This window comes from Cupriavidus sp. 01L45, from assembly GCF_056399885.1.
Genome location: NZ_JBFTSG010000022.1, coordinates 44,050 through 57,800, shown reverse-complemented (window position 1 = coordinate 57,800; position 13,751 = coordinate 44,050). Strand labels below are relative to the sequence as shown.

The following is a 13,751-nucleotide window of genomic DNA, read 5'->3' as shown; positions in this document are numbered from 1 at the left end:
GCCAGGCGGCCGCGCATACGCAGCGGTTGGCCCGGATGTCCCCGATCGTTGCATGCGCTCGCGCACGAGCCGGATTGGCATCATGCGGTGGCTACTGCGCCCCTGGCGAGCGCCTGCAAGCGATAGAGCGCGTCGAGCGCGTCACGCGGGGTCAGGCTGTCCGGGTCCAGCTCGGCGACCGCGTCGAGCAGCGCAGCCTGCTGCGGCGAGATGGCGCTGGCCGGCGGCCCGCTGTCCCGCTCCGTGTAGTCGTCGTCATCGTCGTCCAGCGGCGACGGTGGTGCGGCAAACAGGTCGAGCTGGGGCGTGGGCGTGGCATCCGCCGATTGCTGCTCCAGCCACGCCAGATGCTTGCGCGCCGCGCGGATCACCGGCTGCGGCACACCTGCCAGCTGTGCGACCTGCAGGCCGTAGCTCTGGCTGGCAGGGCCATCCTGCACGGCGTGCAGGAACACGATGCCATCGCCATGCTCGACCGCCGACAAATGGACGTTGGCCGCCTGCGTGAATTCCTGCGGCAGTTGCGTCAGCTCGAAGTAATGCGTGGCGAACAGCGTATGGCTGCGGTTGTGCGCCAGCAGGTGGCGCGCGATCGCCCACGCCAGCGCGAGGCCGTCGAAGGTCGAAGTGCCGCGCCCGATCTCGTCCATCAGCACCAGGCTGGCCGGTGTGGCGTTGTGCAGGATGCCGGCGGCTTCGGTCATTTCCACCATGAAGGTGGAGCGCCCGCCCGCCAGGTCGTCGGCGGCGCCGATGCGCGTGAAGATGCGGTCGATCGGACCGATCACCGCGCGCCGTGCCGGCACGTAGGCGCCCACGCAGGCCAGCAGCACGATCAGCGCGGTCTGGCGCATGAAGGTCGACTTGCCGCCCATGTTCGGGCCGGTGATCAGCAGTAGTTTGCGCGCTTCGGTCAACTGGCAGTCGTTGGCGATGAACGGCACGGATTCCGCGGCGAGCTGGCCCTCCACCACCGGATGCCGGCCTTGCACGATGTCGATCACGTTTTCCTCGACGCGCTCGGGCTGGGTCCAGTCCAGCGTCTGCGCGCGCTCCGCCAGGGCGGCCAGCACGTCGAGCCGGGCCAGCGCGCCCGCCACGCGTTGCAACTCGCCGATATGAGGCAGCAACTGTTGCAGCAGCGCATCGTAGAGCAGCTTCTCCCGTGCCAGCGCGCGGTCCTGCGCCGACAGCGCCTTGTCTTCGAAGGCCTTGAGCTCGGGCGTGATGTAGCGCTCGGCGTTCTTCAGCGTCTGGCGGCGGCGATAGTCGTCGGGGACCTTGTCGGCCTGGCCGTTGGTCACTTCGATGTAGAAGCCATGCACGCGGTTGTACTCCACGCGCAGGTTGGCGATGCCGGTGCGGGTGCGCTCGCGCGCTTCCAGTTCCACCAGGAACTGGCCGCAGTTCTCGGAGATATCGCGCAGCTCGTCCAGCGTCGCATCGTAGCCGCGGGCGATCACGCCGCCATCGCGGATGACGGTGGCCGGTTCCGGCGCCACCGCGCTGACCAGCAGCGCATGGCATTCCCAGGGCACAGCCAGTTCGCTCACCGTCTGGTTCAGCAACGGCGCGGCATCGTCAGCGCGCAGGCAGGCCTGTACGTCGGGCAGCGCGGTCAGCGTATCGCGCAGCGAGGACAAATCGCGCGGACGCGCATTCATCAGGGCAAGGCGTGCGGTGATCCGTTCCACGTCGGACAGCCGGCGCAGCGCCGCGCGCAGCGCATCGGTGCCCTGGCCGAGCATGGCGCCGATAGCCTGCTGGCGTGCTTGCGGAATCGTGCTGTCGCGCAGCGGATGGTGCAGCCAGTGGCGCAGCAGGCGGCTGCCCATGGCGGTGGCGCAGGTGTCCAGCAGCGAGAACAGCGTCGGCGACTCGCCGCCGCGCAGCGTTTCGGTCAACTCCAGGTTACGCCGGGTGGCGGTGTCCAGGCCGACGAACTCCGACTCGCGCTCCACCGTCACGCCCTTCACGTGGCGCAGCGATTGCCCCTGGGTGGATGCGGCATAGTTGAGCAGCGCGCCAGCCGCGCCGAGCGCGGCGCCCAGCCCGGCGCAGCCGAACGGATCGAGGCTGGCCACGGCGAGTTGCTCGCGCAGGCGGCGGGTGCCGGCTTCCTGGTCGAAATGCCATTCGGGCAGCCGGGTCCGCGCGCAGGCCAGGGCCGGCAATTCCATGCCGTCGGCAAACAGCAGTTCGGCCGGGCGAATCCGCTCCAGCTCGCGGCCCAGTTGCGACACCTCGCACTCCATCAGGCGCAGCTCGCCGCTGGCGAGGTTGAGCCAGGCCAGGCCGGTCTTGCTGACGCCGCGGCGCGTGGTTTGCTGATGCACCGCCATCAGGTAGGTATCGGCCTTGTCCGGCAGGAGCGCCGCGTCGGTCAGCGTGCCCGGCGTGACGATGCGCACCACCTTGCGCTCCACCGGCCCCTTGCTGGTGGCCGGGTCGCCGATCTGTTCGCAGATCGCCACCGATTCGCCCAGCTTGACCAGCCGCGCGAGGTACTGGTCCACCGAATGGAAGGGGATGCCCGCCATGCGGATCGGCACGCCGTTGGATGAGCCGCGTGATGTCAGCGTGATATCGAGCAGGCGCGAGGCCTTCTCGGCATCGTCGTGGAAGAGCTCGTAGAAGTCGCCCATCCGGTAGAACAGCAAGGTGTCCGGATGGTCGGCTTTCAGGCCAAGGTACTGCGCCATCATGGGCGTGTGCTTTTCCGCGGCACCGGCCTTCGGCTCGGTCTTGGCGGACTGTCGGGGTTCTACGGACATGCAATCCTCTCGGGCGGCTTTGGCGAAACCGCCTGTTTTCGGGTACTCCGGCGGCCTGCGGCCCTGGCGCGGCGTGCGCGGCAGGCGCCGTGGATGGGGCAGGCGCGGATAAAACGGGCATTTTACTGCGAGCCGGGCGCGGAAGGGGCAGGAAGAGGCGAGAAGGGACCGGGATGGGGGCGGGGAGGCATCGCCGGGCAGTCGGAGGCAGTCCAAGGGTCTTTACAAAAAAAATACACCATCGCCAGTCTCTTTACAGAATATTTGCGCCGTCCGGCCTTATATGGATTCCAGATAGCAGGCCTGGACGACAGGCGAAACAATTGAGACAAGGGAAGGTGTTCGACATGCTGAGAGTTCTGGTGCCCGTCAACGGCTCTGCGCACGCGCTGGATGCGGTGCGCCATGCTGCCTTCATGTTCCGGGACCGCTGCGTGTCCGAGGTGGTCCTGCTCAATGTCCAGCCGCCGCTGGAATCCGGCCGGGCGTCGGCCTTTCACTCGCTGGCCGCCTTGCGTAAGCTCGAAGAAGCAAGTGGTGAGGCGGCGCTACGCGATGCACGGAGCATTCTGGACGATGCCGGGGCCAGGTATGTCGCGCAGATCAAGGTGGGCGATGTGGCGCAGACCATCGCGCAGGTTGCGGCGGCGAACGACTGCGATGCCATCGTGATGGGCACCGCCGGGCGCACGGCGGTGGGCGCGCTGCTGGCGGGGAGGCTGACCAACAAGCTGTTGCGCATGTCGCGCGTGCCGGTGACGCTGGTCAGGTAGAGCGCGCCGTCACGCCACATTCATCGGCAGCAGCACCATTTGCTTTCCTTGTTGGTGTAGCCGCGCCTGCAGTTCGCCGGGTAGCGGGATGATCTCGCCCGCCGTGAAGGCCAGCCAAGTCACCATGTAGAACCTTGTCCACTTGCCGTTCGGCACTCGCGGCTCGGCCAGCAAGCCAGGAAGGCCTCCTCGGGCCCGTGGCACGAGGACGAAAGCTCGTCGGCGCCCAGAGCCCAATCCATGCCAGCAGCGGCACCACGGCAATGGCATGGCGGGTTCCCGGTGCGAGTGGATCGAGCGGCTTGTCAGCCAGGCGCCTCCACCATTTCGACCATGCCGCCATGTTCGCCACCCGGGTCGCTATTGCGGCGCAGCGCACGGAGCGCGGCGTCGGTGCTTGCATACTCGCCTGCCAGCACGCCGAACTTGGAAGTCCCGTGGGAGTGATGCAGGCGGCAAGCAGGCCGACTCCCAAGAGTGGTCTTCGACGCCGCGCTTTTACGATCCCTGCTGCGGCCGCAGTGCGTCGATTACCTGCGCCAGCCGCGCGATCAGCCCGTCGATGGCGCCGGGAGGCACGCCGGCGTAGCCGAACACGAAGCCGTTGTACTGCGCCAGCGGCGTGCCGGGCAAGCGGTAGGTGCTAAGCGGCCGCACGATCAGTCCTTGCTCGCGCGCCGCGCGGCTGACCACGGTGTCGGCAAGAGGCAGTTCCAGGCGTGCCGACAGGTGCATGCCGCCGGCGCTGGCCGAGACCGTCACGCTGCCGCGCAGGTGCCGATCCAGTGCCGCTTCCAGGGCATCGCGGCGTTGCCCGTAGCGCTGGCGCATGCGGCGCAGGTGACGGGCGAACTGGCCACTGTCGATGAAATCAGCCAGTGCAATCTGCTCGGCCACATGGCCGCGCCGGGCGATTTCCCCCAGCGTGCCGGCGATGGATGCGGCCAGGTAGCGCGGCACCACCATGAAGCCCAGGCGCAGGGCCGGGAACATTGTCTTGCTGAACGTGCCCAGGTAGATAACGGGCGCGTCTTCGCTGAGCCCCTGCACCGCCGAGAGCGGCACGCCGCCGCGGCGGAACTCGCTGTCGTAGTCGTCCTCCACGATCCAGGCGCCGGCGGCGCGGGCGTCTTCGATCAGCCTGAGGCGGCGTTCCAGGCTGAGGATGGAGCCCAGCGGGTACTGGTGCGACGGCGTGATGTAGATCAGCCGCGGCGGCGCGTCGTGCCACTGTTCGGGCCGGGGCGCCAGCCCGTCCGCGTCGACGGCCACGGGTTCCAGCCGGAGGCCGGCGGACTGGAAGGCGGCCCGCGCGCCGCCGTAGCCGGGGTTCTCGATCCAGGCGGTGTCGCCGGGGTCGGCCAGCATGCGCGCGCACAGGTCAAGGCTGGTCTGGGTGCCGTCGGTGATGAAGACCTGGTCCATCTCGCAGCGCACCCCGCGTGATACCTTCAGGTATTCGGCGATGGCATGGCGCAGTGCGGGCTGCCCTTCGATCCTGCCATAGCCAAGGTGGTGGGGCGCGAGCTGGCGCCACGCGCGCTCGACGCAGCGCCGCCACGCCGCCAGCGGAAACGCTTCGAGGTCCGGCACGCCGGGCACGAACGGCAGCAGGTCGTGCATGCGATCGCCATCGCGCCGCAGGCCTCGCACGCGGCGCGATAGTTCGGCGACGCGCTTGACCGCCCCCGCGCCATGGCCGGCTCTTACCAGACCTACGCGCGCGACCGTAGTGCCATGCCGTGTCGATACCACGAAGCCCTCCGCGGCGAGGCTCTCGTAGGCGTAGATCACAGAGTTGCGCGCCATCCCGAGTTCCGCCGCCAGCGTGCGCGTGGCGATCAGCTGGCTGCCCTGCGCAATCCTGCCGTCGAGGATGGCGCCGCGCAGGCATTCGTACAGCAGCCGTTGCTGGGTGAGCTTGCGCCCGTCGAGCTGGCGCGTGAAGGTAGAGACCAGCAAGCCGTAGTCCATGGTGTCGTTGCAAAAAGCCGTGGTTCTAAAAATGGGACTGCTCATGGGTCTACCCATGGTGCCACGAAAACCCTATCTTGGCTGCAACGCCGGACGTGGCATGTCGCCGCCAGGCAAAACCCACCATAGCCCAGGGAGCCACCATGAACCAGAAACCGATGCCGCCGAGCGAACGTACCCGCGTGCGGCGCGTTGCCGATCGCGGCCGCTACGATCGCGCCATCCTTCATGCGATCCTCGATGACGCCTATCTTTGTCACGTGGCTTTCGCGGACGATCGGGGCACCCATTGCATTCCCACCGCGTGCTGGCGCGAAGCGGAGCACCTCTACATCCATGGCTCGAATGGCAGCCGCATGCTGAAGCTGGCGGCCACGGGCAGCCAGGTCTGCGTGTGCGTGACCCATCTGGATGGGCTGGTGATGGCGCGCTCGGCATTTCATCACTCGATGAACTATCGCTCGGCGGTGATCTACGGCAGCTTCGAAGTGGTTGACGGCGCCGCCAAGGCAGCGGCCATGGACGCCTTCCTGGAGCGCATCGCGCCGGGCCGCTCGGCGCAGGCCAGGCCGGGTGACGTCAATGAGCTGGCGGCGACCACGGTGTTGCGGATCGGTCTGGACGAGGCGGCAGCCAAGATTCGCAGCGGAGGTCCCAAGGATGACGAGTCAGATCTTGCGCTGCCAGTGTGGGCCGGCGTGTTGCCGATGGCTTTGCAGGGGTTGCAGCCGGTGCCGGACGGCGTGCAGGGGAGTCTGCCGGAGTATGTGGCGCGTTGGGGAGATCTCACTGCAACTGCCTGACGTCGAAGGCAGTTTCATCCTCTGCGGGGGGGGGGGGAGGGGCGACCTGCCTTCTTGTCTTGCCAGGAAGGGAAGCGAAGAAGGCGCCCCGCGCGGCCAAGCACACCCTCACCGCTCGCTTCGCATCGCGTGAAGGGGCCCGCCGGCGGGCAGCCCATGGATGTGGGGCGCTTTGTTGCGTTGTGCTTTTACCGGGCCGGCTTGGCGTTGTCCACGGAGAACGGGGACAGCAGGCGCACCATCTGTGCGAAGGCCTTGGGGTTGCCGGCCAGGACTTCGCCTTGTTCGAGCTGGCGCGCTTCGCCCGAATAGTTGCCCACCAGGCCGCCCGCTTCGGTCACCAGCAGCATGCCGGCGGCCATGTCCCAGGGATGCAGGCCTTGTTCGAAGAAGCCATCGGTGCGGCCGCAGGCCACGTAGGCGAGATCGAGCGCGGCCGAGCCCGGGCGGCGCAAGCCGGCGCAGCTCTGCGTCATCAGCGCGAACAGTTCCATGTACTGGTCCAGGCCTTCCATGTCGCGGTAGGGAAAGCCGGTGCCGATCAGGCAGTCGGCCAGCTTGTCGCGGCGCGATACGCGGATGCGGCGGTTGTTCAGGAACGCGCCCGCGCCTTTGCTGGCGGTGAAGAGTTCGTCACGCGAAGGGTCGTAGATCACCGCTTGCGCCGGCACGCCCTTGTGCAGCTGGGCGATGGAAACCGCGTACTGGGGGAAGCCGTGGATAAAGTTGGTGGTGCCGTCGAGCGGGTCGATCATCCAGACGTATTCGCTGGTGGGTTCGCCCTCGCCCCAGGACGGGCCGGACTCTTCCGCTAGAATGGCGTGATCCGGGTAGGCCGTGCGGATGATCTCGATGATCGCGGCCTCGGCGGCGCGGTCGACTTCGGTGACGAAATCGTTGTGCTGCTTGCGGGAGACCTGAACCCGGTCGACGTCCATCGACGCGCGGTTGATGACGGAACCTGCCTTGCGGGCCGCCTTGACGGCGATATTTAGCATCGGATGCATGAATCTCTCCAGGCCGGCCAAGGGTGCGCGCCTGGCGCAAAAGGCCGGCGCGCCGCCCCCCGGGGCGGCTGACAACACAACGGATTGTAGAAGAACGGGCGCGTCGCCATCGCATAAAAACGGGCGGCGCACCGAAGATGAAGCCTGAATTGTATATGAACCCGCAGAACCAGACGAGCGCGGCCGCCAACGGCGCCCCCGCCGCAGCCGCCGATCCCCAGACCGGCCCGGCCCCTATTCCGCCCCCGGGTGCTTCTCCCGGCACCGGCCCGGATGCGGCCGGCGGCGTCCCCGCCGCGTTTGCCGCGGTGCGCTTCGTGCTGGTGGAAACCAGTCATCCGGGCAATGTCGGTGCGGTTGCGCGGGCCATGAAGACCATGGGCTTTGGCGCCGCGCCGGGCAGCCTGGTGCTGGTTTCGCCACGCGAGCCGGCGGTGCGCGAGCACCCGGATGCCATTGCCATGGCCAGTGGCGCCGACGATGTGCTGGCCGGCGCGGTGATCGTAGAGAGCATCGAGGTCGCGCTGGCCGGCACCGCTTACGCGGTGGCGCTCACCGCCCGCCAGCGCGAGTTCGGGCCGCCGCGGCTGCTCCCGCGCGACGCGGTGGCGCAGGCCGGTGCCCGTATCGCCGCCCAGCATGCCGCCGCCCCGGCCGCCGCCGGCGCCCACATTGCCTTCGTGTTCGGCAATGAGCGCTTCGGCCTGCCCAACGAAGTGGTGGATCGCTGCTCGGCGGTGACCCATATTCCCGCCAATCCGGCCTATACCTCGCTCAATCTGGCCCAGGCCGTGCAACTGGTGGCCTACGAGATGCGGCTGGCGCTGCTGGAGGTGAGGGCTACGCCGCTCGCCGAGATCGGCTATGCTGGCGAACCGGCCACGGCCGAGCAGATCGAGGCCATGTTCGGCCATCTGCAGGCCGGCCTGGAAGCGATTGGTTTTCTCGATCCGGCCAGCCCCAAGAAGCTGATGCCGCGCTTGCGCCGGCTGCTCGCGCGCACCGGGCTGGAGCGAGAGGAAGTCAATATCCTGCGGGGCATTGCCAAGCACATGCTGATGGCCACGCAAGGCGCCGGCGCACGGGCGCCAGTGAAACAGGAGAAGTAAGCAAGTGGCGGAGATTCCGGCCTACTACATGCGCGGCGGCACCAGCAAAGGCGTGTTCTTGCTGGCAGACGACCTGCCGACCGACCCGGCCGAGCGCGATGCCGTGCTGCTGCGCGTGATCGGCTCGCCCGACCCGTATGGCACGCATGCCGACGGCATGGGCGGCGCCACTTGCAGCACCAGCAAGGTTGCGCTGCTGCGTCCCTCGCAGCGCCCGGACTGCGACGTCGATTGCCTGTTCGGCGCGGTGGCCATCGGCGAGCGGCGGATCGACTGGTCCGGCCATGGCGGAGACCTGTCGGCGGCGGTGGGCCCGTTCGCGATCTGGCGGGGCTTTGTCCCGGCGCGCGACAGCATCACCACGGTCCGCATCTGGCAGCAGGGCATTGGCCAGGTGTTCCACGCCCACGTGCCTTGCCGCAATGGCCATCCGTTCGAGGACGGTGATTTCCGCGAAGACGGGGTGCCGTTTCCCGCAGCCGAAATCGTGCTCGATTACCTTGAGCCGGCCACCGCGCAGTTGCCGTTGTGTCCCACCGGCAACGTGGTGGACACGCTCGATGTGCCAGGCATGGGCCGCATCGAGGCGACGCTGGTGACGGCCGGCACTCCCACCGTGTTCGTGCGCGCTGCCGACCTGGGACTGGATGGCACAGAACGGCCCGAACGGATCGACTCGGACACCGGGCTGCTGACCGGGCTCGAGGCTATCCGCGCGAAGGGCGCGGTGGCCATGGGACTGGCGCCGGATGCGCAAACCGCCACGCGCGAGCGTCCCACCACGCCCAGGATCGCATGGGTGGCACCGCCCGCAGGCTATCGCGCCAGCACCGGGGCTTCGCTGGCCGCGGCCCATATCGATGTGTTGCGCCGCAGCGCCGACCCTGCCTTTACCGGGGCCGACGCGATCGCGCTGGCGGCGGCTGCCAACCTGCCGGACTCGGTGGTGCATCGGGCCGCCGTGCGCAGCGGCAGCCAGACCCGCATCGGCCATGCGTCGGGCGTCCTTGCCGTGGGCGCCGTCACGGCAAGGCGCGATGGGGCCTGGGTGATGGAGCGCGCCGTGATGAGCCACAGCGCTCGCCGCCTGATGACTGGCCTGGTCCACGTGCCCGAGCGATGTTGATGGCGGCCGCCGTCCACCTCCACGCACCGCGGCCGATACCGCGGTACGGCAAAGGCGGACCGCGTCATCGCAATCCATGTCCATGGCGGCAGCAGGGTAGCAAATCTCTTACACTCCCTGATCCCGTTCCCACCGGCCAATGACCATGCCGGCGACGCGCGTCAGTCCTGCTGACCCAGGACGCGCGGCGCACGGCGTGGCAACACGACACGACCAAGATGTTCTCTCGTCTGAAGGAAGATATCGACGCCATCATGCGGCGCGATCCCGCCGCGCGCAGCCGTCTGGAGGTGCTGACCTGCTACCCCGGCTTTCATGCCGTGATGTTTCACCGCTTCGCCCATGCTTGCTGGAACGCGGGGTTTCACTGGCTCGGCCGGTGGATTTCCCACTGGGCCCGTTTTTTCACCGGGATCGAGATACACCCCGGCGCCAAGGTAGGGCGCCGCGTGTTCATCGATCACGGCATGGGCGTGGTGGTAGGCGAGACCGCCGAGATCGGCGACGACTGCACCATTTACCAGGGCGTGACCCTGGGCGGCACATCGCTCTACAAGGGCGTGAAGCGCCATCCCACGCTGGGCGCCAATGTGGTGGTGAGTGCCGGCGCCAAGGTGCTTGGCGGTTACACCATCGGCGACGGCGCGCGCATCGGCTCCAATGCCGTGGTGCTCAAGCCGGTGCCGCCGGGCGCCACCGCGGTTGGTATCCCGGCGCGCATCATCCTGCCGGATGCACCCACCGGGCAGCAGGGTGCCAAGCAGGAGTTCTCCGCTTACGGCATCACGCCGAACGCGGACGATCCGGTGTCGCTGGCGCTCAAGAGCCTGATCGACAATGCGGCCCAGCAGCACGAGCGCCTCGAGACGGTGATGGCTGCGCTGGACCGGCTCGGCGAGCACCTTGAGAACACGCCGAACGACCGCTTCGACGCGAGTGAGTTGCGCAAGCTGATGAAGTAGGGAGGCCGGGGCCGCCTGGGGGACGCCGGCCCCGGCGTCAGTCCACTTGCGGCAGTACGTGGAAGCCGTCCGCGTCGAGTTGCAGCACGGCGGCGCGTGGCCGCTTGCCGTCGAGGTCCCAGTCGGTCAACACCCAGCGCACGCCCTCCGGACTTTCATGGCGGGCGGGGCGGTGCGTGTGGCCATGCACCAGAACCGGTGCATGGCTGTCGCGCAACAGCGCCGCCACGGCTTGCGGCGTGGTGTCGCCGTAGTCGGGCGGGGCATCGCGGCGCGCCTGGTCGGCGCGGCCCGCCTCGCTATCGGCGCGCAGCCGCCGCGCCACGCGCAGGCGCAGCGTCAGCGGCAGCGACAGGAATGCGCGCTGGACCCACCGTTTGCGGGTCCAGCGGCGGAATTTCATGTAGCGTTCATCGTCGGTGCACAGCATGTCGCCGTGGCTGAGCACCACGCGCTGGTCGGCGCATTCGATCACGGTCGGATCGGGCAGCAAGGCGGCGCCGGCGGCGCGCGCAAAGCGCTGTCCCAGCAGGAAGTCGCGGTTGCCATGCATCAGGTACACCTGGACGCCTCGGCTGGCGAGCTGGCGAAGCATGGCGGCCACTTGCGCCGCAAAGGGGCTGTCGGCTTCCTCGTCGCCTACCCAGAATTCGAAGAAATCACCCAGGATAAACAGCGCGCGCGAGCCTTGCGCCGCGCGTTCGAGCACGCGCTCGAAGGACGCCAGCGTGCGCGGCATCTCCGCCGTGAGATGCAGGTCGGAAATGAACCACGCCGGCGCTGGCACCGCAAGGGCGCCGGCAGCCGGCGTGGATTGGGTCACAGTCATGCGCTTGGAGAGAGAGTCTGGCCTGACTTCGTGCCGCGACCCCGCCAAGGCGCGCGGTAGAGCGTGTCCTGGCGGGGGGCAGTGACTTATTCAACCACCACGGCCTTTTCGATGATCACGTCTTCGAGCGGCACGTCCTGGTGGAAGCCGGCGCTGCCGGTGCGCACGCCCTTGATCGTCTCGACCACGTCGGTACCGTCGATCACCTTGCCGAACACGGCGTAGCCGAAGCCCTGGGGGGTCGGCGAGGTGAAGTTGAGGAAGTCATTGTCGACCGCGTTGATGAAGAACTGCGCGGTGGCCGAATGCGGTGCGTTGGTACGCGCCATGGCAACCGTGTAGCGATCGTTCTTGAGGCCGTTGCCGGCTTCGTTCTCGATCGGGGCATCGGTGGCCTTTTGCTTCATGCCGGGTTCGAAACCGCCGCCCTGGATCATGAAGTTCTTGATCACACGGTGGAAGATGGTGTTGTCGTAGTGGCCCTTGCGCACATAGGACAGGAAGTTTTCAACCGACTTGGGCGCCTTTTCGGCGTCGAGTTCGATGGTGATGACACCTTGGCTGGTGTGGAGTTCTACCTTGGACATTTGCTTTCCTTTGTACGGTGGTACGGTGTTATTTGACGACAGAGGCCGACTCGATCACGATCGGCGTGGCCGGGACATTACGCATCGGGCCATACGAGGTGGTGGGCGTGTTCTTCATCTTTTCGACGGTATCCATGCCTTCCACCACCTTGCCGAACACAGCGTAGCCGTTACCGTCCGGCTGCGGATAGTCGAGACTGGAATTATCCACCACATTGATGAAGAACTGGGCGGTGGCCGAGTTGGGATCGCTGGTGCGTGCCATGGCGACCGTGCCAGCCTTGTTCTTCAACCCGTTCTGGGCCTCCAGCGGAATCGGCGCGCGCGTGGGCTTCTGCTTCATGTCGCGGTCGAAGCCACCGCCTTGCACCATGAAACCGTTGATGACGCGATGGAAGATGGTGCCGCTATAGAAGCCGCTCTTGACGTATTCCATGAAGTTCGCGACCGTCTTGGGCGCGGCGTCCGGATAGACCTCCAGCGTGAACTTGCCGGCGCTGGTGACGAATTGCACCCGCTCGGCTTTCTGCTGCTGTGCCTGCGAGGCCAGGGGCGAGAGCGCCAGGGCACCGGCGACCATGCCGGCAAGGACGAGGCGACGCGAAAAGATCATGCTTGACTCCGTGGATCTGGAAAACGATAAGACCGGGGCCTGGCTGCGGCCCCGCCTGCCGGGCAAGGCATTACCGGGCGGGTGCGGCCGCCGGCTCGCTGGCCGCGGCGCTTGCCTTGCGCGTGGTGCCCGCGGGAGGCTGGATGGCCGCCGCGGGTTGCGATAGCTTGAGGCCCGAGGCCGCAGCCGCGTCCTTGGGATTGCGGCGGAGTGCTTCCCGGTAGGCATTCTCGGCCAGGCGGCGGTAGACATCGCCCAGATTGGTGTAGCCCACCGCGAAATCGGGTTTGGCATCGAGAGCGAGCAGCAGTTCCGCCTCGGCGCGCTTGAGATCCCCGCGCTTGGCGTACAGCAGGGCCAGGTTGTTGTGCGGCTCGGGCAGTTCCGGGAAATCCTGTGCCATGGAAGACAACGCCGCGATGGCCTCGTCCTCGCGTCCGGCCTGGGCCAGGGCCCAGGCACGCTCGAAGCGCGCCTGCGCATTGCGCGGGTTGGTGGCCAGCACGCGGTCGAAGCGATCGATGGCCTCGCCATATTTCTTCTGCGCCGCCGCCTTCTCCGCCTCGGCCATGCCCGGATCGGCAGAGCGCACGCCGCCGGGCGGGACGGCCGGCACGGCAAGCGATACGGGCCCGGCCTGCGCGCGCACGGGGCCCGCCATGACAAGCATGCCTGCCAGGCTGGCCGCCAGGGTTAACGAGGCGGCCGCAATGCGCCGGCGCAGGGGCGGGGATGAAGCGGTTGCTATGGTGGGCAGGAACAGGCTCATGTATGGCGGTCCGTTATACTCCGCGGCATTCTAGCAAAAGCCCGGCCATGCCGGCCCGGGTATCGGGGCGTTCCCTTTGCCACGCGGGCTTGCCGTGGTGCGCCGCAAGGCGGGCGCGGGGCCACCCTGGTCGGTCGCTTCCGGTAAGATATGGGTCGCGCCTGGTTTTGCGCAGGCGCAAGTTGCCGGTCTCGCGAAGGCGCGACAATGGCGCATCTGGTGTCTTGCAAGTGCTGTCCCGCCGTATCGTTGCAGTGTTGTCCCGCTGTGCCGTTGTCCCTCTCGTCCCGCATCGTTGCGCGAGGATTGCCCGCAGTCGGTTATGGGCAACTTCGGGGCAACGCGGGGGCGGCCCCTGGCAGCCCCGGGGGCAGGGCAGCAGAATGCGGGCGGCCGGTTCAGTTCCAGCCAGTGCCAGTTTGTGC

General features: G+C 67.7%; 13 protein-coding genes. 5 read left to right on the top strand and 8 right to left on the bottom strand.

What is annotated here, in order from left to right; all coding sequences use genetic code 11:
- Positions 1 to 80 precede the first annotated feature (80 nt).
- Entirely contained in the window at positions 81 to 2,774 is a 2,694-nt protein-coding gene (gene mutS, locus AC1DT6_RS16945) for a DNA mismatch repair protein MutS (RefSeq protein ID WP_441630071.1), read from the bottom strand.
- A gap of 347 nt (positions 2,775 to 3,121) precedes the next feature.
- Between mutS and AC1DT6_RS16940 the strand changes: the two genes are divergently transcribed.
- A complete protein-coding gene (locus AC1DT6_RS16940; protein ID WP_441630073.1) occupies positions 3,122 to 3,547 on the top strand; it encodes a universal stress protein in 426 nt (141 codons plus the stop codon).
- Between the two features lie 9 nt (positions 3,548 to 3,556).
- On the opposite strand, the gene AC1DT6_RS16935 is transcribed toward AC1DT6_RS16940, so the two are convergent.
- Complete coding sequence (locus tag AC1DT6_RS16935; RefSeq protein WP_441630089.1) at positions 3,557 to 3,721, bottom strand: hypothetical protein; 165 nt, start codon at positions 3,719 to 3,721, stop codon at positions 3,557 to 3,559.
- A 324-nt stretch (positions 3,722 to 4,045) separates the two neighbouring features.
- Entirely contained in the window at positions 4,046 to 5,521 is a 1,476-nt protein-coding gene (pdxR, locus tag AC1DT6_RS16930; protein ID WP_441630087.1) for a MocR-like pyridoxine biosynthesis transcription factor PdxR, read from the bottom strand.
- 143 nt (positions 5,522 to 5,664) lie between these two features.
- Between pdxR and AC1DT6_RS16925 the strand changes: the two genes are divergently transcribed.
- The gene (locus tag AC1DT6_RS16925; RefSeq protein ID WP_441630075.1) at positions 5,665 to 6,324 is read left to right on the top strand and encodes a pyridoxamine 5'-phosphate oxidase family protein; all 660 of its coding nucleotides are present in this window, start codon (positions 5,665 to 5,667) and stop codon (positions 6,322 to 6,324) included.
- 188 nt (positions 6,325 to 6,512) lie between these two features.
- Here the strand turns inward: AC1DT6_RS16925 and AC1DT6_RS16920 are convergent, their stop codons facing one another.
- On the bottom strand, positions 6,513 to 7,331 hold the full coding sequence (locus AC1DT6_RS16920; protein WP_045238028.1) for an inositol monophosphatase family protein: 819 nt from the start codon (positions 7,329 to 7,331) through the stop codon (positions 6,513 to 6,515).
- Positions 7,332 to 7,468: 137 nt separating this feature from the next.
- Between AC1DT6_RS16920 and AC1DT6_RS16915 the strand changes: the two genes are divergently transcribed.
- From AC1DT6_RS16915 to cysE, 3 genes are all read left to right on the top strand, one after another.
- Positions 7,469 to 8,440 carry an RNA methyltransferase gene (locus AC1DT6_RS16915; protein WP_441630078.1) on the top strand — a complete coding sequence of 324 codons (972 nt, stop codon included), beginning with the start codon at positions 7,469 to 7,471 and terminating at the stop codon, positions 8,438 to 8,440.
- 4 nt (positions 8,441 to 8,444) lie between these two features.
- Complete coding sequence (locus AC1DT6_RS16910) at positions 8,445 to 9,566, top strand: PrpF domain-containing protein (RefSeq protein WP_441630080.1); 1,122 nt, start codon at positions 8,445 to 8,447, stop codon at positions 9,564 to 9,566.
- A 218-nt stretch (positions 9,567 to 9,784) separates the two neighbouring features.
- Positions 9,785 to 10,528, top strand: a complete 744-nt coding sequence (gene cysE / locus AC1DT6_RS16905) for a serine O-acetyltransferase (RefSeq protein ID WP_045238026.1) — start codon at positions 9,785 to 9,787, stop codon at positions 10,526 to 10,528.
- 37 nt (positions 10,529 to 10,565) lie between these two features.
- On the opposite strand, the gene AC1DT6_RS16900 is transcribed toward cysE, so the two are convergent.
- The 4 genes from AC1DT6_RS16900 to AC1DT6_RS16885 all read right to left on the bottom strand — a co-directional run bounded on the left by AC1DT6_RS16900 (position 10,566) and on the right by AC1DT6_RS16885 (position 13,326).
- On the bottom strand, positions 10,566 to 11,357 hold the full coding sequence (locus AC1DT6_RS16900; RefSeq protein ID WP_477102781.1) for a UDP-2,3-diacylglucosamine diphosphatase: 792 nt from the start codon (positions 11,355 to 11,357) through the stop codon (positions 10,566 to 10,568).
- Positions 11,358 to 11,443: 86 nt separating this feature from the next.
- On the bottom strand, positions 11,444 to 11,944 hold the full coding sequence (locus AC1DT6_RS16895; protein ID WP_428177898.1) for a peptidylprolyl isomerase: 501 nt from the start codon (positions 11,942 to 11,944) through the stop codon (positions 11,444 to 11,446).
- Between the two features lie 28 nt (positions 11,945 to 11,972).
- A complete protein-coding gene (locus AC1DT6_RS16890; RefSeq protein ID WP_045238023.1) occupies positions 11,973 to 12,557 on the bottom strand; it encodes a peptidylprolyl isomerase in 585 nt (194 codons plus the stop codon).
- Between the two features lie 70 nt (positions 12,558 to 12,627).
- Positions 12,628 to 13,326 carry a tetratricopeptide repeat protein gene (locus AC1DT6_RS16885; protein ID WP_441636820.1) on the bottom strand — a complete coding sequence of 233 codons (699 nt, stop codon included), beginning with the start codon at positions 13,324 to 13,326 and terminating at the stop codon, positions 12,628 to 12,630.
- Positions 13,327 to 13,751: the final 425 nt, after the last annotated feature.

Bases quoted from the DNA above. Each gene is read 5' to 3' on its own strand.
- AC1DT6_RS16900 (WP_477102781.1), bottom strand. From the start codon at position 11,357: ATGACTGTGACCCAATCCACGCCGGCTGCCGGCGCCCTTGCGGTGCCA.
- AC1DT6_RS16920 (WP_045238028.1), bottom strand. From the start codon at position 7,331: ATGCATCCGATGCTAAATATCGCCGTCAAGGCGGCCCGCAAGGCAGGT.
- AC1DT6_RS16915 (WP_441630078.1), top strand. From the start codon at position 7,469: ATGAAGCCTGAATTGTATATGAACCCGCAGAACCAGACGAGCGCGGCC.
- AC1DT6_RS16890 (WP_045238023.1), bottom strand. From the start codon at position 12,557: ATGATCTTTTCGCGTCGCCTCGTCCTTGCCGGCATGGTCGCCGGTGCC.
- AC1DT6_RS16940 (WP_441630073.1), top strand. From the start codon at position 3,122: ATGCTGAGAGTTCTGGTGCCCGTCAACGGCTCTGCGCACGCGCTGGAT.
- AC1DT6_RS16925 (WP_441630075.1), top strand. From the start codon at position 5,665: ATGAACCAGAAACCGATGCCGCCGAGCGAACGTACCCGCGTGCGGCGC.
- mutS (WP_441630071.1), bottom strand. From the start codon at position 2,774: ATGTCCGTAGAACCCCGACAGTCCGCCAAGACCGAGCCGAAGGCCGGT.
- pdxR (WP_441630087.1), bottom strand. From the start codon at position 5,521: ATGGACTACGGCTTGCTGGTCTCTACCTTCACGCGCCAGCTCGACGGG.
- cysE (WP_045238026.1), top strand. From the start codon at position 9,785: ATGTTCTCTCGTCTGAAGGAAGATATCGACGCCATCATGCGGCGCGAT.
- AC1DT6_RS16885 (WP_441636820.1), bottom strand. From the start codon at position 13,326: ATGAGCCTGTTCCTGCCCACCATAGCAACCGCTTCATCCCCGCCCCTG.
- AC1DT6_RS16895 (WP_428177898.1), bottom strand. From the start codon at position 11,944: ATGTCCAAGGTAGAACTCCACACCAGCCAAGGTGTCATCACCATCGAA.